Consider the following 18118-nt stretch of genomic DNA (forward strand, 5'->3'; position numbering starts at 1 on the left):
GCCCCTTTTCGTCACTCCGCCGGAAGGTAAACCTCCCCACCCTTCTCGCGGAACTTCTCGCTCATTTCCTGCATCCCCGCCTCGGCATCCTCGGCCGCGACGAAGGTTTCGACCGGCGCGTTCTGCTTGGCGGCGAACTCGCGCACTTCCTGCGTGATCTTCATCGAGCAGAATTTCGGGCCGCACATCGAACAGAAATGCGCGGTCTTGGCGCCCTCCGCCGGGAGCGTCTGGTCGTGGTAGGATTCCGCCGTGTCCGGGTCGAGCGACAGGTTGAACTGGTCGCGCCAGCGGAACTCGAAGCGGGCGCGGCTCAGGGCGTCGTCGCGCATCTTGGCGGCCGGGTGCCCCTTGGCCAGATCGGCGGCATGGGCGGCCAGCTTGTAGGTCACCACCCCGACCTTCACGTCGTCGCGGTCGGGCAGGCCCAGATGCTCCTTGGGCGTGACGTAGCAGAGCATCGCCGTGCCGTACCAGCCGATCATCGCCGCGCCGATGCCGCTGGTGATATGGTCGTAACCCGGCGCGATGTCGGTCGTCAGCGGCCCGAGGGTGTAGAAGGGCGCCTCGCCGCACGCCTCCAGCTGCTTGTCCATATTCTGCTTGATCTTGTGCATCGGCACATGGCCCGGCCCCTCGATCATGACCTGCACGTCCTGTTCCCAGGCGCGCTTGGTCAGCTCGCCCAGCGTATAGAGCTCGGCGAACTGCGCTTCGTCATTGGCGTCGGCGATCGCGCCGGGGCGCAGGCCGTCGCCCAGCGAATAGGCGATGTCATAGGCCTTCATGATCTCGGTGATCTCGTCGAAGCGTTCGTAGAGGAACGACTCCTTGTGATGCGCCAGGCACCATTTCGCCATGATCGAGCCGCCGCGCGACACGATGCCCGTCACGCGCTTGGCGGTCAGCGGGATATAGGGCAGGCGCACGCCCGCATGGATGGTGAAATAGTCGACGCCCTGCTCGGCCTGTTCGATCAGCGTGTCGCGGAAGATTTCCCAGGTCAGCTCCTCGGCGATGCCGCCGACCTTTTCCAGCGCCTGATAGATGGGGACGGTGCCGATCGGCACGGGCGAGTTGCGGATGATCCATTCGCGCGTGTCGTGGATGTTGCGCCCCGTCGACAGGTCCATCACCGTGTCCGCGCCCCAGCGGATCGACCAGACCAGCTTGTCGACCTCGGACGCGACGTTGGAGGCGACCGCCGAATTGCCGATATTGGCGTTGATCTTGACCAGGAAGTTGCGGCCGATCGCCATCGGCTCGGATTCGGGGTGGTTGATGTTGTTGGGGATGATCGCCCGGCCGCGCGCCACTTCGTCGCGGACGAATTCGGGGGTCACGTAATCGGGAATGGCAGCGCCGAAGCTCTCGCCGTCGCGGACATATTCGCGCAGCATCTCGCGGCCCAGATTCTCGCGGGTCGCGACATATTCCATCTCGGGCGTGATGATGCCGCGCCGGGCATAGTGCATCTGGCTGACGTTCATGCCGGGCTTGGCGCGTAGCGGGCGGTTCAGCCCGGTGCGCGGGAATTGCGGCACGCCGCCCGAACGGTCGGGGCCAAGCTGGCCATTGTCCTCGGGGCGGATCTCACGGCCGTCATAGGCCTCGACATCGCCGCGCCCCTCGATCCAGTCGCGGCGGATCTGCGGCAGGCCCGCCATGATGTCGATGCGGGCGTTCGGATCGGTATAGGGGCCGCTGGTGTCATAGACGCGCAAAGGCGGCTCGCCCGAAGACGGGTCGAGATGGATTTCGCGCATCGCGACGCCCAGCGGGCCGACATGAATCTTCTTCGACCCACGAATGGGGCCGGTGGTGACGCCAATTTCAGCCTTTGCGGGAATATCTGCCATAGTCCACTCCATGCGGAGGAAACGGACCATGAGAGACGGGGCCGCTCCCTCCCTACGCCGGTGTCAGCCGGATCAGGTTCAGCGGGTCGGGGGCTCTTGCCCCCCTCTCAAGCGCAGGTCAGCGCTCCCCCGGGGATGGCCCTTGCATAAGCGCAAATCGCGCCAAGCAGAAGGGCTTTCCGCCGAAATGCCCCGCGCGGCCGGGCGGACGTATGAAAAAGCCCCGGTCGGCCAGGGGCTGGCGGCCGACCGGGGCGATCACCCCTTGCGGGACAGAATGCGTCAGCCGCTGGCCGCGCTGGTCCGTACATTGCCGTTCAGGCCGCTCGGGAAGAAGCCGCCGCCGGTCACCGCCGCCTTGTTGAGATAGACGACGTTCAGCACCTGCTGCGGCGTGCGGACAAAGGCGACGGCGTTGGAATCGGCGGGCACGATGTTGGCCGACGTGACGCCGTTGGCGGTGACGGTGATGCCCTGATCGAGGTCGGTCGAGCCGTCCAGGCTGTCACGCGCGTCCGAAATCTGGTTCGCCGCGGTGATCAGCGTTCCGTTGCTCAGCCCCTTGCGATAGATGACCGAGCGGACCAGGCCCGCATGATAGGCCTCGGCTGCGTGGATGCCCGCCGCCGCCTCGACAAAGGTCTTGTTGGAGAGCAGCGTGACCCCGCCCATATAGGCGGTGACGCCGACATCCTCGAAGATATAGGCGGCGAGCAGGAAATTCTCGTCCGAGGCATAGGGGTCGAAGGTTCCGGTCGATCCGATCACCCCGGCCGCGCGCGCCGCCGCCGTGAAGGCGCCATTGGCATCGCCCGACAGGTTGATCGCGGGCTGCGCCACCGCGCTGGAGCCCAGGGCATTGCGCAGGAAGGTGACGTGCGCGATCTCGTCATAGGCGATCTCGCGAGCATATTGCGCCACCAACGGGTCCTGGAACGCGACCTGGCGCGGCTGTCCGCTGGTGCTGGTCGCGACAGAGCCTTGCGTGCCCGTACCCGCCTGAAGCGAGGCGGACAGGCCCGCGCCGAAGGCGGCATAGCTGTAGAATTGCGCTTCCAGATATTCGAGCTGAAGCGCGAAGTTCAGGACATCGGCGTCGGTGACCGAGCCCGCCGTCGCGGTCGGGGTGGGCGTCGGCAGGACGATGACGTCGTTATCGTCGCTGCCGCAGGCGCCCAGCATGGCCAGCCCGCCCACCGCACCGGCCCCGGCGGCCATGCGCATGAAACGGCGACGATCGGACCGGCGCTTGGCCGAAGCCTCTTCGATCACATCGAGAATGAAGCGTTCTTCGCTCATGATGAAAAAATCCTCTCGGAACGAGGAAAAAGGGGGATCAGTTGGCCGCGCTGGCGCGCAGGGTGCCGTTGACGCCGGCGGGGAAGAATCCGCCCAGCGTGGCCGACGCCTTGTTGAGATAGACGATGTTCAGCACCTGCTGCGGCGTGCGGCTGAACGCGATCCCGTTGGAGTCGAGCGGTACGATGTTGGACACCAGCTGTCCGCCGACCGTGGTCGCGGCAATGCCCTGATCCAGGTCGGTGGTCCCGTCCAGGCTGTCGCGCGCGTCCGAGATCTTGCCCGCTGCGGTGATCAGTGCCGGGGTCTGGATCCCCTTGGCATAGAGCGTCGTGCGGACGATCGCGGCGTGATAGGCCTCGACCGCCAGGATGCCGGCGGCGGCCTGGAGGAAGGTCTTGTTGCTGATCAGCGGCGAGGCCCCCTTATAGGCGGTCACGCCGACATCCTCGAAGATATACGCGCCGAGCAGAAAATTCTCGTCCGAGGCGTAAGGATCGAAGGTCGAGTTGGAGTCGATCACGCCCGATGCGCGCGCCGCCGCGGTGAACGCGCCGTTCGCGTCGCCCGAGATGTTGATCGCGGGCTGCGCCACCGCCGAACTGCCCAGCGCGGTGCGCAGGAACGCGACATGTGCGGCTTCGTCGGCCGCGATCTCGCGGGCATATTGCTCGACGATCGGGTCGGTGAACGTCACCTTCTTGCCGCCGGTGACCGCGCCCTGCGTGCCCGTGCCGGTCAACTGGCTGGAGGCGAGGCCGGTGCCGTTGGCGGCAAAGGCATAGAATTGCGCTTCGAGATATTCGAGGTTCAACGCGAAGTTTAGGATATCCGCGTCGGTGATCGTCGACTGGGCCCCCGCCTTGCTGGTCAGGGTAAAGGCCGCGACGCCGGCGGCGGCGGCGCCCATCGCCGTCTTGAAGAACGCGCGTCGTTGATCGCGGCGCTGGGCCCGTGCGTCGAATGCGTCGAGCAGGTGTGCGCTTTCGGTCATCATGCTCCTCCCGGTATGGAACCCTCGCAAGTCTATCTGTCGGCTCTTTGCCAGCAGATAGACTTGCAAGAGGGTCAAGCGGGAAGACTTTTCAGGGTAAAGCCCAACGCCCGACCGAAAAGCGAAACGTTACGTCCGCAGGAAAAGACGCAACTCTTTTCACCTGTCCGGTTATACCGCGATTCGATACGACGAAACGTTCATGGAGCAAGACGAACCGATTGCGCCTCGGCCAGATAGACCGCGAACATGTCATCCGGATCGCTCCATTGCGCGACCGGAGTCCAGCCGCCCGCGCGCAGCAGGATCTTGGCGTCGCGGGGGCCGTATTTGTGGCTGTTCTCGGTGTGGATCGTCTCGCCTGCGGCCATGGCGAAGGGGCGGCCCTCGATGGTGAAGGCGACGTCGCGGGTCGCGGCCAGGTGCATCTCGATCCGCGAGCGATCGTCGTTCCACACCGCGCGGTGGCGGAAATCCTCGACCGGGATGGTGCCGTCCAGCTCGCGGTTGATCCGGTCGAGCAGATTGCGGTTGAACGCCGCCGTCACGCCCTGCGCATCGTCATAGGCGGGGACCAGGATTTCGCTGGACTTGGCGCGGTCCATCCCGATCAGCAGCATTGCCCCCTCGCCCAGCGAACCGCGCATCGCGCGCAGCAGGTCGGTCGCCATGGCGGGCGTCATGTTGCCGATGGTCGAGCCGGGGAAGAAGCCCAGCTTCGGCGCCTCCGCCACCATCGCGGGCAGCGCCAGCGGGTGCATGAAATCCCCCTCCAGCGGATGGATGGGCAGGTCGGGAAAGGCCTGTTGCAGATTACGCGCGGATTCGCGCAGGAAGTCGCCCGAAATGTCGATCGGCACATAGGCCGACGGCTCGACGCAGCGCAGCAGCACCGGCGTCTTGGTCGAGGAGCCCGATCCGAACTCGACCACCGCGCGCCCCTTGCCGACATGCGCGACGAGGTCGGGGCAGATGGTCTTCAGGATCGCGGTCTCGGCGCGGGTGGGATAATATTCGGGCAGATCGGTGATCGCCTCGAACAGCTCGGACCCCTTGCGGTCATAGAACCAGCGGGCGGGGATGGCACGGGGGCGGCGCTCCAGTCCGGCGAGGACATCGGCGCGGAAGGCGGGATCGGTCAGCGACATCTGACCATCCTCGATCTCGGGCTTCAGCATGATTACAGGTCCTTTGCCAGACGGACGCCGGTGAACTGCCAGCGCTGATGGGGGTAGAAGAAATTGCGATAGGAGGCGCGGGCATGGCCGCGCGGCGTCGCGCAGCTTCCGCCGCGCAGGACGAACTGCCCGTTCATGAACTTGCCATTATATTCGCCGACCGCCCCCTCGACGGCGCGAAAGCCGGGATAGGGACGATAGGCGCTGCCGGTCCATTCCCAGACATCGCCGAAAAAGGCGGGGCCATGGGTCGCGGGACGCGGTTCGATCGCGCCGCCCGCCTCCATCTGGTGCCCCCCCGCCGGATCATGCGCGGCGGCGGCGGCTTCCCACTCCATCTCGGTCGGCAGCCGCGCGCCCGCCCAGCTGGCAAAGGCATCCGCCTCGTAGAAGCTGACATGCGTCACCGGGGCGGCGGGATCGACCACGCGGCGGCCGTCCAGCCCGAAACGGGTCCAGCCGCCGTCGCGCTCTTCCCAATAGAGCGGCGCGGCGATCCCCTCTCCCTTCACCCACGCCCAGCCATCCGACAGCCAGAGCCGGGGATCGCGATAGCCGCCATCGGCGATGAACTGCATCCATTCGGCATTGGTGACCGTGCGATCCGCGATGGCATGAGGATGGAGCAGGGCCTCATGGCGCGGCCCTTCGCAGTCGAAGGCGAAGCCCTGTCCGTCATGGCCGATCCGGACCACGCCCGCCTGCCCCTCGATCCAGCCGATCGGGCCGGGCATCGCGACGGGGGCCTTGGGCTCGGGCGGATAGAGCGCGGGCTCCAGCGGGTTTTCGGAGAAAAGGTGCAGGATGTCGGTGACGAACAGCTCCTGATGCTGCTCCTCGTGATGGCATCCCAGCGCGACCAGCTCGCGCGCCGCGTCGGGCAAATCGGGCAGCGCCGCCAGCAGCGCGGCATCGACATGCGCGCGGTACGCCCGCACCTCGTCCAGCGTCGGGCGGGTGATCATCCCGCGACGATGGCGCGCGTGACGCTTTCCTTCCGCCTCGTAATAGCTGTTGAACAGGAAGGGAAAGCGCGGATCGTGCAGCCGATAGTCCGGCACATGGTCGCGCAGCACGAACGTCTCGAAAAACCAGGTCGTGTGCGCCATATGCCACTTCGCGGGCGAGGCGTCGGGCATCGACTGGACGGTGGCGTCGGCGTCGGACAGCGGCTCTGCCAGCGACAGGGTCAGCGCGCGGACGGCGCGATAGCGGGATGCCAGTTCGTCGGCAGGCGTCGGCGCCGTCGCGGACGACGGTACGAGGGTCGGCATTCGGCTGCTCCCCGGATTGCGGGGAACAGCGACCGGCCCGTTACCGTCTCGCCCGCACCCCTCCTGGAACCCAAAGAACGTCCGATGCGCCGTTTTTGTTCACCACCCGTGCCGCGACGAACAGCCAGTCCGACAGGCGGTTGAGATAGGCGAGCGCGGACGGATTGGTCGCCTCATGCTCCGAAAGCGCGACGCCCGCCCGCTCGGCCCGCCGCGTGATCGCGCGCGCCAGATGCAGATGCGCCGCCGCTGGCGTGCCGCCGGGCAGGATGAAGCTGGTCAGCGGCGCCAGTTGCGCGTTCATCGCGTCGATCTCGTCCTCCAGCCGCGCGACCTGTTCGGGCAGGATGCGCAGCGCCCCCTCGACATGGTCGGGCGTGGCGAGATCGGCGCCCAGGTCGAACAGGTCGTTCTGGATTCGCGTCAGCTGCTCGGCCAGCGCGCCCTCCATGCTCAGCAGCGCGACGCCGATCGCACTGTTCGCCTCGTCCACCTCGCCGATCGCGATCAGCCGCGCATCCGCCTTGGACCGGCGTGACCCGTCGACCAGCCCGGTCGTGCCCGCATCGCCGGTGCGGGTGTAGATCTTCGTCAGCTTGACCATCGGATCAGGTCCGCCCCGCCAGGAACAGCAGCAGGACGACGATGGTGATCGCCAGCGCCTGGAAGAAGATGCGCTGCTGCATCATCCGGTTGGATTTCAGCTGCGACGCGGTCGGCCCCTCGCCCTTCGCCTCCGCCGTGGCTTCCTGCAGGAAGGTGATGATGCCGCGCACCAGCGCGACCAGGGTGGCGAGCATCGCCGCGATCAGCAGGATCACGAGAAATGTGGTCATGCCGGGGAGCTTACGCCTCCCCCAGCCGAAATCCAGCGGGAAGCATATTGCGGCGCAGCGCGTCCGCCAGCGCGCGACCATCCTCGCCGCCCTCGCGCATCGCCGCCAGCGCGGGCGCGCCGTGGCGCTTGGCGAGCCGCTGGCCATCGGCGCCCAGGATCAGCGGATGATGATGATAGAGCGGCGTCGGCAGGTCGAGCAGCGCCTGGAGCAGCCGGTGGACATGGGTGGCGTCGAACAGGTCGAGCCCGCGCACCACATGAGTGACGCCCTGCGCGGCATCGTCGACCGTCACCGCCAGATGATAGCTGGCGGGCGCATCCTTGCGCGCCAGGATGACGTCGCCATGCGCCAGCGGATCGGCGGCGACGATGCCCGCGCGGTCGTCCTGCCAGCTCAGCGGCCCGGTGCGTCCGGCGGCGCGCGCCATGTCGAGACGCCAGCCATGCGGCATCGCCATCCGCGCGGCGCGCGCCTCGGGGGACAAATGGCGGCACGTCCCCGGATAGACCGCCACGGCCCCATGCGGCGCCGACAGGCTGGCGGCGATCTCGGCACGGGTGCAGAAACAGGGATAGAGCAGATCGGCCAGGCGCGCCTGCGCCGCCGCATACAGGTCCAGCCGATCCGACTGGAAGGACAGGTCGTCCCATTCCAGCCCCAGCCACTCCAGGTCGCGCAGGATCGTGTCGACATGCTCGGGTCGGCTGCGCGTGCCGTCGATATCCTCGATGCGCAGCAGGAAGCGCCCGCCGCCCGCGCGCGCCAGATCGTGCGCGCGCACCGCCGACAGCGCATGGCCCAGATGCAGCCGCCCGGTCGGGCTGGGCGCGAACCGCGTGACGGGGCGGGTGGCGGGCGGGTGGGCTCCGCTCATCGCCCGCCCCCTTGACCGCGTTTCCCATCCCATGTTCTCATAGCGTCCAGTGTCATAGCCATGTCACGCGCCTGCGCGAATAGCGTCGGCGTACCACGAAGGGAGGAGCTGTGTTTCATCCCGACCTGATCCGACACCCGGACAGTTGTCCGGCACTCGTGCTGAATGCGGACTATACGCCGCTGTCCTATTATCCGCTGTCGGTCTGGCCCTGGCAGACCGCGGTGAAGGCCGTGTTCCTCGACCGGGTGGATATCGTCGCCCATTATGAGCGCGAGGTGCGCAGCCCGACCGCCAAGGTCAAGCTGCCCTCGGTCATCGCGCTGAAGCAATTCGTGAAGCCGTCGCAATTTCCGGCCTTCACCCGCTTCAACCTGTTCCTGCGCGACCGCTTCTCCTGCCAATATTGCGGATCGCATCGCGACCTGACCTTCGACCATGTCATCCCGCGCGCCCAGGGGGGCCGGACGACCTGGGAGAATGTCGTCACCGCCTGTGCGCCGTGTAATCTGAAGAAGGGCGGGCGCACCCCGCGCCAGGCCGGAATGCCGCTGCATATCGAGCCGATCCGCCCGACAAACTGGCATTTACAGGAACATGGGCGCAGCTTCCCGCCCAATTATCTGCATGAAACATGGCACGACTGGCTGTACTGGGACGTTGAGCTGGAAGCGTAACGAACCTGGGAGTCGGCGATGCGGGAATGGGCGATAGGCCTCGGGATGGTAGCGATGCTGGCGACGGCGGCGTGCGGCAAGAAGGAAGAGAATCGCGCCGAAGCCGATCGCGCCGCCGCCAAGGCGGGCTTCGTCCCCCCCTCGGTCACGTCCCGCGTCGATTTCGGCAGCATGATGGCGCGCCGCTTCCGCGAACTCGACCGCGACGGCAACGACATCATCACCGCCGACGAAATGCCCGCGAGCCGTTCGCGCCTGTGGGAGCTGGATCGCAACAAGGACGGGGAGATCACCGAAAGCGAGTTTTTCGAGGGGATGCTGGCGCGGTTCGATCGGATGGACCTGAACCGCGACGGCACCGTGACCTCCGAGGAACGCGAGGCGTCGCGCACCGAGCGCCCCGCCATCCCGACCAACCCGGTCGCGACGGGTGCGACCAGCGGCGCACCGGGGAATATGAACTGAGCCGAAGGGCAGCGGCGCGCGTTCGCCCGCCGCGCCGCTCCCCCGTCAACAGGGATCGGCGCTGGGAAGGAACGGCCCCGATCGGTCCCGCTCGCCGTCATGCACCGGATCGATCGCCAGCACGAGGCGGCGACCGCCACCGGGCGGCGCACGGTGGAGGACCGTGGGCGGGTCGAGCAGCATCCGCCCCTTGAACACGCCCACCGCCCCTGTCGGCACCTCGCAGATCGCGTCCGGCCCCTCGGCGCAGCACCATTGGAGGCCGGGGCCGACATAGGTGCATCGCAGCGCGATGGGGGTGCGGTCGGCGTGGAACTGGTCGCCTTCCCCGCCCTGGCCGACCGCGAGCCGGACGCGCAGGCGATCCTCTCCGGTCAGCGCGGCGAGACGCCGGACGAGACGGTCGATGTCTGCCCCCAGCATTTCGCGCACCGCCCGCGCATATCCCGCCGCGCGCAGGGCGGCCTGCACCGACCCACCGAGATCGGTCTCGACCGACAGGCTGTCGACGCCGTCCAGGTCGAGCGCGCCCAGCGCCGCCCGGAGCGGCGGGGGCAAGCGACGCCACCAGATGGCCAGAGCCGTATCGGGCCGCGCGATATGATCGAGCAGCGCGCTATCGCCACCAATGGCGACCCGCCGCGCCATGCCGATCGCGGTCATTGCCCCGGCGTTACGGCTGATAGGGCAGCGACGACTGGTGAAGGATGATCCGCACCCTCCCATCCTCGCATTGCTTGAACACGAAGCTCTTGTTCACGAAGATATGGCTGTCATCCTCGCCGATGAAGTGCACGTTGCACTGCACGATCGCCAGGTCGCCGTGCAGGATATAGTCGAGCTTGCTGTACCAGACCTTCACCCAGGGCTTCAGCTTGAACCCCTTGTCGTCGGGAAAGTCCGCATTGCTGCCGATGAAATAGGCGAGCGCCCCCTCCTTGGTCGGGCGATAGGTCTTCGCGCCGAAGGTCAGCGTCGGCTTGAACAGCACCTTGCCATGGTCGTAATCGTAATTGTCGCTCAGGATCCGGGACGCGAAGGCCTCGACGTCGCCGCCCTCGGCATGAACCCGGCCGACCGCCACCACATTGTCGCACCAGGTCTGTAGCGCCGTGTGGACCAGCTCTTCGGTGAACATCGTTCCTGCCTTTCTCCAATGGTCGGGATGCCGTTCGCGACCACGCTGGAGCGCGTCGACCAGCCAGCATCCCGGCCCGCTTTTGCCCTTTATGATATTACATATCATCACTGGTCTGTAAGGAAATCTTGCTGCGGCGGACACTTCGACGGGCGACGTGCCCCGCTGCATGTCAGCACGCAATTTTGCAGTCCGATGACACAGGATATTATACCAAAATTGCGGTCCGCAATCGGTTGACGCCCGCCCTATTGCGTTGCAGCAATGCGCGCATGACGAAACTGCCTCCCATCGCGAACAATCCCGATATCCGTTTCCTGGGCGCGCAACTGGGCGACGTGATCCGTCGCTATGGCGGCGATGCGCTGTTCGAGGCGACCGAGGCGATTCGCCGCGCCTCGGTCGATCGGTACCGGGGGCTGGGGGAGGACGGCTCGGTCGACCTCCAACTGGAACGCCTCGCGCTCGACGAGACGCTGGATTTCGTGCGCGGCTTCATGCTGTTCTCGATGCTCGCCAATCTGGCCGAGGACCGGCAGGGCATCGCACGCGAGCCCGGCACCGACATTGCCGAGGTGCTGACGACGCTGGCCGACAAGGGCATCGACCGCGACGCTGCGATGGAGCTGCTGGGCCGTTCGCTGGTCGTCCCCGTCCTGACCGCGCACCCGACCGAGGTGCGGCGCAAGAGCATGATCGACCACCGCAACCGCATCGCCGAACTGCTGGCGATGCGCGATGCCGGACGCGACGTCACCCCCGACGGCGACGATGTCGAGGCCGCGATCGGCCGCCAGATCGCGCTCCTGTGGCAGACCCGCGTGCTGCGTCGCGAGCGGCTCTATGTCACCGACGAGGTGGAGACCGCGCTATCCTATCTGCGCGACGTCTTCCTGCCGGTGCTGCCCGCGCTCTATCAGCGCTGGGACAAGGCGTTCGGCACGCGCGTCCCCGCTTTCCTTCGCACCGGATCGTGGATCGGCGGCGACCGCGACGGCAATCCCTTCGTCACCGCCGAATCGCTGACCACCGCACTCGCGCGCGCGGCCGAGGCGGTGCTGGGCCATTATTGCGACGCGATCCACGCGCTGGGGGCCGAGCTGTCGATCTCGACCGGCCATGCCGAGGTGGACGAGGCGGTGCTGGCGCTGGCCGAGGCGAGCGGCGACGAGGCGCTCAGCCGCTCGGACGAACCCTATCGCCGTGCGCTGTCGGGCATCTATGCGCGGCTCGCCGCGACGCATCAGGCGCTGACCGGCAAGCCCGCGCCGCGCCCCGGCCGCCTGACCGGCGAGCCCTATCCCGATCCCAAGGCGCTGCGCACCGATCTGGTCGCGATCGCGCGCGGGCTGGCGGCGCGCGGCGACGGCGCGCTGGCGAGCGGCGGCGCGCTCGGGCGGCTGATCCGCGCGGTCGAGACGTTCGGCTTCCACCTCGCCACGCTCGACCTGCGGCAGAATTCGGCGGTGCACGAACGGGTGGTCGCCGAGTTGCTGAAGGTCGCAGGGGTCGAGGCGGATTATCTCGCGCTGGACGAAGAGGCGCGCGTCGCGCTGCTCCGCCGCGAACTGGCCAATGCCCGGCCGCTGTTCAGCCATTATGCCGAGTATTCGGACGAGACGCGCTCCGAACTGGCGATCGTCCAGGCCGCCGCCGATGCGCATGCCCGGTACGGCCCCAAGTGCATCACCAACTATATCGTCTCGATGGGCAAGTCGGTGTCCGACCTGCTCGAGATCAACCTGATGCTGAAGGAATTCGGCCTCTACCGCCCCGGCGAACCCGCCACCGCCGCGATCATGGCGGTGCCCCTGTTCGAGACGATCGAGGATCTGGAGGCGGGGCCCGAGATCATGCGCGCCTATTTCGCGCTGCCCGAGATCGCCGCCATCGTCCGCGCGCGCGGGCATCAGGAGGTGATGATCGGCTATTCGGACTCGAATAAGGATGGCGGTTACCTGACCTCCACCTGGTCGCTGTCCAAGGCGTCGAGCGCGTTCCGCCCGGTGTTCGACGCGGCGGGGGTGCAGATGCAGCTGTTCCACGGGCGCGGCGGCGCGGTCGGGCGCGGCGGCGGCAGCGCCTTTGCCGCGATCCGCGCGCAACCGCACGGCACGGTGCAGGGCCGCATCCGCATCACCGAACAGGGAGAGGTGATCGCGGGCAAATATGGCACGCGCGACTCCGCGCTGACCAATCTCGAGGCCATGGCATCGGCCACCCTGCTCGCCAGCCTGGAACCCGAACATCTCTCCCCGGCCGAGAATGCGCGCTTCACCGCCGCGATGGAGCAATTGTCGGCGACCGCCTTCACCACCTATCGCGGCCTCGTCTACGGGACCGAGGGGTTCCGCACCTTCTTCCGCCAGATGACCCCGATCGCCGAGATTGCGGGCCTGAAGATCGGCAGCCGCCCGGCCAGCCGCAAGAAGTCCGACGCGATCGAGGACCTGCGCGCCATTCCCTGGGTGTTCAGCTGGGCGCAGGCGCGCGTCATGCTGCCCGGCTGGTTCGGCGTCGGCACCGCCATCGCCAATTTCGAGGACAAGGCGCTGCTGGCCGACATGGCCAAGAACTGGCCGTTCTTCGCCGCGACGCTGGCGAATATGGAGATGGTGCTCGCCAAGTCGGACATCGGCATCGCGCGCCGCTATGCCGGGCTGGTCGAGGACGAAGCCTTGCGGGATTCGATCTTCGGGCGCATCCATGACGGCTGGCACCGCGCGCGCGACGGGCTGCTGACCGTGACGGGGCAGACGCGGCTGCTGTCGGACAATCCCGCGCTGGAGGCGTCGATCCGCCTGCGCCTGCCCTATATCGAGCCGCTGAACCTGCTCCAGATCGAGCTGATGAAGCGCCACCGCGCGGGCGAGGACGATCCGCGCATCGGCGAGGGCATCCTGCTGTCGATCAACGGCATCGCCACCGCGCTGCGCAACAGCGGGTAAGAGCATGACCGATTTCGTGGTCCGGTACGAAGGCGGCCTGCGCTGCCGGACCGAGCATCCCGACTCCGGCGCGGTGCTGGTCACCAACGCCTCGCAGGAACTGGGCGGCAGCGGCGAAGGCTTTTCGCCGAGCGACCTTTTGTCGGTGTCGCTGGGCGGTTGCGTGCTGAGCATCATGGCGATGGCGGGGCGCGTCGCCGGGCTGGAACTGGCGGGCGCGACGGCGACCGTCACCAAGGAGATGGGCAACGCCCCGCGCCGGATCACGACCCTGGCCGTGACGGTGCGCGTGCCGGGCCGCTATGACCCGGCCCAACGCAAAAGGCTCGAAGCGGCGGCGGCGGCCTGCCCGGTCCATGCGGTGCTGGGCATCGATGCGCCGATCGCCATCCTGTGGGACGAGGACTGACGGCCCGATGGCCTTCCTTCCCTCTCCCCTGTCCAGGGGAGAGGGGAAGAAGAAGCAATGCTGCATGTCGATCCGCCGGTAAGGAATTCAGCGCCCGACCTGCCGCGCCTCCTCGGCGGTGAAGCCCTCGACCATCGCCCGGAAGGTCGCCTCCGCCACATCGGGGTTCACCCCCTGCCGCGCGGCCTTTTCGCGGATGCGCGCCAGGATTTGACGGATTCGCGCCTCATCGCGCACCGTCGCGGCGGAGGTCTTGAACCGCCCGGCCTGCGCGACATAGCGCGACCGCTCGGCCATCAGGCGCAGGATCTGGTCGTCGATCCGGTCGATATTGGTCCGCACCTCGCCCAGATTGCGGCAGCACGGCGTCGGCGCGGGGCTCGCGGCGGTCAGCAGGGCGGCCGCTACGGGCCAGAGCATCGATCGCATATCCGATTCTCCCGGTGGAAGCCGGCGGAGGGATACGCCCCCAGACTTCGACCGGCCAAGCCCGCAGCCCTGCGATCGGCCGCGCGGGCGGGTGCGGCCGTCGTGGATCGCTCAGGCGAGCGCGCGTTGCCGCTCGCCGCGTTCGTGCGCCAGCAGCCATTGCTTGACCGCCAGCCCGCCCGCAAAGCCGGTCAGCGTCCCGTTCGCGCCGATCACCCGGTGGCAGGGGGTGACGATCGACAGCGGATTGCGACCATTCGCCGCCCCCACCGCGCGCGAGGCCCCCGGCCGCCCGATCGCGGCGGCCAGCGCGGCGTAGCTGCGCGTCTCGCCGTAAGGGATGGCGTTCAGGCCGGTCCACACCGCTTTCTGGAAGTCCGTGCCCTCGGGATCGAGCGGCAGGTCGAAGGTGCGGCGCCGTCCCTCGAAATAGTCGCGCAACTGGCGCACCGCCTCGGCCAGCACGGCATGGGCGGGATCGTCGCGCCGTTCGGGCAACCGGACCCGCCCTGCCCTCTCCTCGGCCCACAGGACGGCGCGCAGGCCGCGCTCGCTGGCGACAAGGGTCAGTTCGCCGACCGGCGAGGCCATGGTGCATTCGCTCAACATGGGACCGACCCTAGCCGATCCCCGCGCCCCGCGCGTCCCGCTTCTTGCGGTCAAACCATGAAGGGGGCGGCGATCTCGGCCGTGACGCGCAGCAGTCGGCCGGTGGCGCGGTCGAGCAGCGCCCAGGTCGTCACCGCCTCCACCTTCACCTGCCCCTCGGCATCCAGAAAGCGGACATGCCGGTCGAACCGCGCGCCCTTGGGCGGGTTGGGGACCCAGGTTTCCGCCGTCACCGTCTCCCCCGCCACGACATTGCCGCGATAGTCGATCTCGTGCCGCGTCACGACCCAGACATGCGCCGCGACATGTTCGGGCGGCGCGACCGCTTCCCAATGGGCGGTGGCGATCGCCTGAATCCACTGGACCCAGACGGCGTTGTTCACATGGCCCAGCTCGTCGATATGGTCGGGGCCTGCGGTGATCTGGATCGAAAAGCGGCTCATGCCTGTTCGTTCGGGTCCCTGTACCTTTGCCACAGCGCGCGGACGCCCCAGCCGATCGCGGCGGCGACCATGACCAGCGCCGCCGCCATCAGGATATGGCGCAGGCTGGGGCGATAGCGCGCCGCCAGTTCCTGGAACGCCTCGCCGAACAGATAACCGATGCCGACGAAGATCGAAGCCCAGCATGCGGCGGATGCGGCGTTGACCGCGACGAACAGCCGGGTCGACACCTGGCTGGTCCCGATCGCGACCGGGCTGATCGTGCGCAGGCCATAGAGGAAGCGGAAGGCGAAGATGAAGCCGACCGGATAGCGTTCCATCATCCGCGTCACGCGCGCATAGACCCGTCGCTTGCGCAGCTTGGCCACCCAGCGCCCGTCGCGCGACCGGCGGCCGATGGTGAAGAAGATCTGGTCGGCGACGAACGATCCGATCGCCGCGGCGATCAGCGCGGCGGGCCAGCCGACCAGCCCCTGATGCGCCAGGATGCCGCCGGTGACGACCGCCGTCTCCCCCTCCAGCCCCGCACCCAGCGCGATCGCCGCCACGCCGTAGCGCGCGACGATCGCCTCGATGCTCAGGACTCCACTCCCATCTGCCACAGGATGAAGGCATGTTCCTCCGCACCTTCGCGCAAGGACTCGAACCGGCCCGACTTGCCGCCATGCCCTGCCCCCATATTGGTCTTGAGCAGCAGCAGATGGTCGTCGGTCTTGGTCGCGCGCAGCCGGGCGGCCCACTTCGCGGGCTCCCAATAGGTGACGCGCGGGTCGTTCAGGCCGCCCGAGATGAACATCGGCGGATAGGCCTGGGCCCGGACATTGTCATAGGGGCTGTAGCTGCGGATCAGCTCGAACGCCGCCTTGTCCTCGATCGGATTGCCCCATTCGGGCCATTCGCCCGGCGTCAGCGGCAATTCGGCATCCATCATCGTGTTGAGGACGTCGACGAACGGCACGTCGGCGATCACCGCGCCCCAGAGTTCGGGGTCCGAATTGACCACCGCGCCCATCAGCTCGCCGCCCGCCGAGCGGCCCGCAATCGCGATCTGCCCCTGGCTGGTCCAGCCGCCCGCGATCAGCCCCTTCGCGACATCGACGAAATCGTGGAAGGTGTTGGTGCGCTTTTCGAGCTTGCCGTCCAGATACCATTGCTGGCCCAGATCGTCGCCGCCGCGAATATGCGCGATGGCATAGGCGAAGCCGCGATCGAGCAGGCTCATGCGGCCCGTGGAGAAGCCCGGCGGGATCGCATAGCCATAGGCACCGTACGCATAGAGGAACAGCTTGCCCGTTCCGTCGCGTGGGAAATCCTTCGGGTACACGATCGACACCGGCACCATCGTCCCGTCGCGCGCGGGAATCTTCAGCCGCTCGGTCCGGTACTTGTCCGCGTCATAGCCCGAGGGGATTTCCTGGACCTTCAGCACGGTCAGCCCGCCGGTCGCCACGTCGTAATCATAGACGGTGCCCGGCGTGACCATCGATTCATAGCCGAGCCGCAGGACCGACACGTCGTACTCGGGATTGTCGCCCAGGCCCGCCGTGTAGCTCGCCTCCGGGAATTCGATCCGCTGTGGCACGGTCGGCGCGTCGTAGCGGTGGATGGCGATCCGGTCCAAACCGTCCTCGCGCCCCTCGACCACGAAGAAGTCCTTATAGCATTCCACCCCCGTCATGTAGAAATGCGGGTTCGGCCCGATCAGCTCGTGCCAGTCGCCGGGTGCCTCGATCGAGGCGGTGCACAGGCGGAATTGCGGGTCCACATCGTTGGTGTGGATGAACAGCGTGCCGTCATGCTCGTCCACATCATATTCGCGGCCCTCCTTGCGGGGGGCGACCAGGATCGGTTCGGCGAAGACATTGTCGGAGGGGACCAGCCGCACCTCGCTGGTGACATGGTCGCCGGTGGCGATCACGATCCAGTTGCGCGCGGAGGTCTCGGCGACGGCGACGCGGTAGCCTTCGTCATCCTCGTGGAACAGCTCGACATCGTCCGCGACCGGCGTGCCCAGCCGGTGGAAGCGCGCATTGTCGGTCCGCCACTGGGCATTGGCCACGCCGTAGAGGAAGCCGCTATCGTCCTTGGTCCAGACGATCTCCGACAACATGCCGGGAATGACTTCCGCCAAGTGTTCGCCGGTGGTCAGGTCCTTGATCCGCACCTCGAACCGCTCGGAGCCATTGTCGTCGATCGCATAGGCAAGGTAGCGGCCATTGTTGCTGATCGAGAAGGCGCCCAGCCGGAAATATTCCTTGCCCTCGGCCAGCGCCGGTTCGTCGAGCAACAGCTCGTCGGGGCCGCCCGCGACCGGCTTGCGCCACCATTTGCGATATTGCCCACCCGTCTCGAACGCGGTCCAGTAGAACCAGTCGCCGTCCTTTTGCGGCACGGAGGATTCGTCCTCCTTGATCCGCCCCTTCATCTCTTCGTACAGCCGGTCGATCAGCGGCTGGCGCGGGGCCATGACCGCCTCGAAATAGGCGTTCTCCGCCTCGACATAGGACAGGACATCCTTGTCGGTGACCTCCGGGTAAGCGGGGTCCTTCAGCCAGGCATAGGGATCTTCGATGGTGATGCCATGCGCGGTGAAGCTGTGGGCACGGGTTTCGGCAACGGGCGGAGTCAGCGCAACGGGTTCGGTCATCACCCGGATGTAGCTAGGGTTGGGGTCTGCCGGAAG

19 protein-coding genes and 1 riboswitch are annotated in these 18118 nt (G+C 67.3%); of the genes, 4 read left to right on the plus strand and 15 right to left on the minus strand.

Features of this window, described 5'->3' with window-relative positions:
• Positions 1 to 11: 11 nt before the first annotated feature.
• From thiC to gluQRS, 8 genes are all read right to left on the minus strand, one after another.
• Positions 12 to 1859, minus strand: coding sequence for a phosphomethylpyrimidine synthase ThiC (gene thiC, locus QE363_RS19170; RefSeq protein ID WP_309697861.1), 1848 nt, complete (start codon positions 1857 to 1859; stop codon positions 12 to 14).
• Positions 1860 to 1891: 32 nt separating this feature from the next.
• A riboswitch (TPP riboswitch) is annotated at positions 1892 to 2001 on the minus strand.
• Positions 2002 to 2141: 140 nt separating this feature from the next.
• Positions 2142 to 3158 carry a ferritin-like domain-containing protein gene (locus tag QE363_RS19175; RefSeq protein ID WP_309697864.1) on the minus strand — a complete coding sequence of 339 codons (1017 nt, stop codon included), beginning with the start codon at positions 3156 to 3158 and terminating at the stop codon, positions 2142 to 2144.
• A gap of 37 nt (positions 3159 to 3195) precedes the next feature.
• On the minus strand, positions 3196 to 4152 hold the full coding sequence (locus QE363_RS19180) for a ferritin-like domain-containing protein (protein WP_309698250.1): 957 nt from the start codon (positions 4150 to 4152) through the stop codon (positions 3196 to 3198).
• A gap of 200 nt (positions 4153 to 4352) precedes the next feature.
• Entirely contained in the window at positions 4353 to 5330 is a 978-nt protein-coding gene (egtD, locus tag QE363_RS19185; protein ID WP_309697865.1) for an L-histidine N(alpha)-methyltransferase, read from the minus strand.
• Positions 5331 to 5332: 2 nt separating this feature from the next.
• Complete coding sequence (egtB, locus tag QE363_RS19190) at positions 5333 to 6604, minus strand: ergothioneine biosynthesis protein EgtB (RefSeq protein ID WP_309697867.1); 1272 nt, start codon at positions 6602 to 6604, stop codon at positions 5333 to 5335.
• Positions 6605 to 6644: 40 nt separating this feature from the next.
• The gene (locus QE363_RS19195; RefSeq protein ID WP_309697869.1) at positions 6645 to 7208 is read right to left on the minus strand and encodes a cob(I)yrinic acid a,c-diamide adenosyltransferase; all 564 of its coding nucleotides are present in this window, start codon (positions 7206 to 7208) and stop codon (positions 6645 to 6647) included.
• Between the two features lie 4 nt (positions 7209 to 7212).
• Positions 7213 to 7440 carry a twin transmembrane helix small protein gene (locus tag QE363_RS19200; RefSeq protein WP_307101213.1) on the minus strand — a complete coding sequence of 76 codons (228 nt, stop codon included), beginning with the start codon at positions 7438 to 7440 and terminating at the stop codon, positions 7213 to 7215.
• Positions 7441 to 7450: 10 nt separating this feature from the next.
• Positions 7451 to 8317: a tRNA glutamyl-Q(34) synthetase GluQRS gene (gluQRS, locus tag QE363_RS19205; protein WP_309697873.1), complete on the minus strand. Its 867-nt coding sequence runs from the start codon at positions 8315 to 8317 to the stop codon at positions 7451 to 7453.
• A 110-nt stretch (positions 8318 to 8427) separates the two neighbouring features.
• On the opposite strand from gluQRS, the gene QE363_RS19210 reads away from it, so the two are divergent.
• Together QE363_RS19210 and QE363_RS19215 are read left to right on the plus strand one after the other, a co-directional pair.
• A complete protein-coding gene (locus QE363_RS19210; protein WP_261270221.1) occupies positions 8428 to 8994 on the plus strand; it encodes an HNH endonuclease in 567 nt (188 codons plus the stop codon).
• Positions 8995 to 9039: 45 nt separating this feature from the next.
• A complete protein-coding gene (locus QE363_RS19215) occupies positions 9040 to 9459 on the plus strand; it encodes a hypothetical protein (protein ID WP_309697876.1) in 420 nt (139 codons plus the stop codon).
• A 45-nt stretch (positions 9460 to 9504) separates the two neighbouring features.
• On the opposite strand, the gene QE363_RS19220 is transcribed toward QE363_RS19215, so the two are convergent.
• Together QE363_RS19220 and QE363_RS19225 are read right to left on the minus strand one after the other, a co-directional pair.
• The gene (locus tag QE363_RS19220; RefSeq protein WP_309697878.1) at positions 9505 to 10122 is read right to left on the minus strand and encodes a DUF1826 domain-containing protein; all 618 of its coding nucleotides are present in this window, start codon (positions 10120 to 10122) and stop codon (positions 9505 to 9507) included.
• Positions 10123 to 10132: 10 nt separating this feature from the next.
• A complete protein-coding gene (locus QE363_RS19225) occupies positions 10133 to 10597 on the minus strand; it encodes a hypothetical protein (RefSeq protein ID WP_309697880.1) in 465 nt (154 codons plus the stop codon).
• A gap of 272 nt (positions 10598 to 10869) precedes the next feature.
• Here QE363_RS19225 and ppc point away from each other — a divergent pair, with 272 nt between their 5' ends.
• Together ppc and QE363_RS19235 are read left to right on the plus strand one after the other, a co-directional pair.
• Positions 10870 to 13545, plus strand: a complete 2676-nt coding sequence (gene ppc / locus QE363_RS19230; RefSeq protein ID WP_309697882.1) for a phosphoenolpyruvate carboxylase — start codon at positions 10870 to 10872, stop codon at positions 13543 to 13545.
• Positions 13546 to 13549: 4 nt separating this feature from the next.
• Positions 13550 to 13954 carry an OsmC family protein gene (locus tag QE363_RS19235; RefSeq protein ID WP_309697884.1) on the plus strand — a complete coding sequence of 135 codons (405 nt, stop codon included), beginning with the start codon at positions 13550 to 13552 and terminating at the stop codon, positions 13952 to 13954.
• A gap of 87 nt (positions 13955 to 14041) precedes the next feature.
• Here the strand turns inward: QE363_RS19235 and QE363_RS19240 are convergent, their stop codons facing one another.
• The 5 genes from QE363_RS19240 to QE363_RS19260 all read right to left on the minus strand — a co-directional run bounded on the left by QE363_RS19240 (position 14042) and on the right by QE363_RS19260 (position 18082).
• Entirely contained in the window at positions 14042 to 14374 is a 333-nt protein-coding gene (locus QE363_RS19240) for a chorismate mutase (RefSeq protein WP_307101227.1), read from the minus strand.
• A gap of 120 nt (positions 14375 to 14494) precedes the next feature.
• On the minus strand, positions 14495 to 14992 hold the full coding sequence (locus tag QE363_RS19245) for a methylated-DNA--[protein]-cysteine S-methyltransferase (protein WP_309697887.1): 498 nt from the start codon (positions 14990 to 14992) through the stop codon (positions 14495 to 14497).
• 50 nt (positions 14993 to 15042) lie between these two features.
• Positions 15043 to 15435: a thioesterase family protein gene (locus tag QE363_RS19250; RefSeq protein ID WP_307101231.1), complete on the minus strand. Its 393-nt coding sequence runs from the start codon at positions 15433 to 15435 to the stop codon at positions 15043 to 15045.
• Positions 15432 to 16037 carry a DedA family protein gene (locus QE363_RS19255; protein WP_309697889.1) on the minus strand — a complete coding sequence of 202 codons (606 nt, stop codon included), beginning with the start codon at positions 16035 to 16037 and terminating at the stop codon, positions 15432 to 15434. Before QE363_RS19255 ends, QE363_RS19250 begins: the two co-directional genes overlap by 4 nt.
• On the minus strand, positions 16013 to 18082 hold the full coding sequence (locus QE363_RS19260) for a S9 family peptidase (RefSeq protein WP_309697891.1): 2070 nt from the start codon (positions 18080 to 18082) through the stop codon (positions 16013 to 16015). The genes QE363_RS19255 and QE363_RS19260 overlap by 25 nt, the downstream gene beginning before the upstream one ends.
• Positions 18083 to 18118 lie beyond the last annotated feature (36 nt).

This window comes from Sphingomonas sp. SORGH_AS_0870 (genome assembly GCF_031453175.1).
GTDB lineage: Bacteria > Pseudomonadota > Alphaproteobacteria > Sphingomonadales > Sphingomonadaceae > Sphingomonas.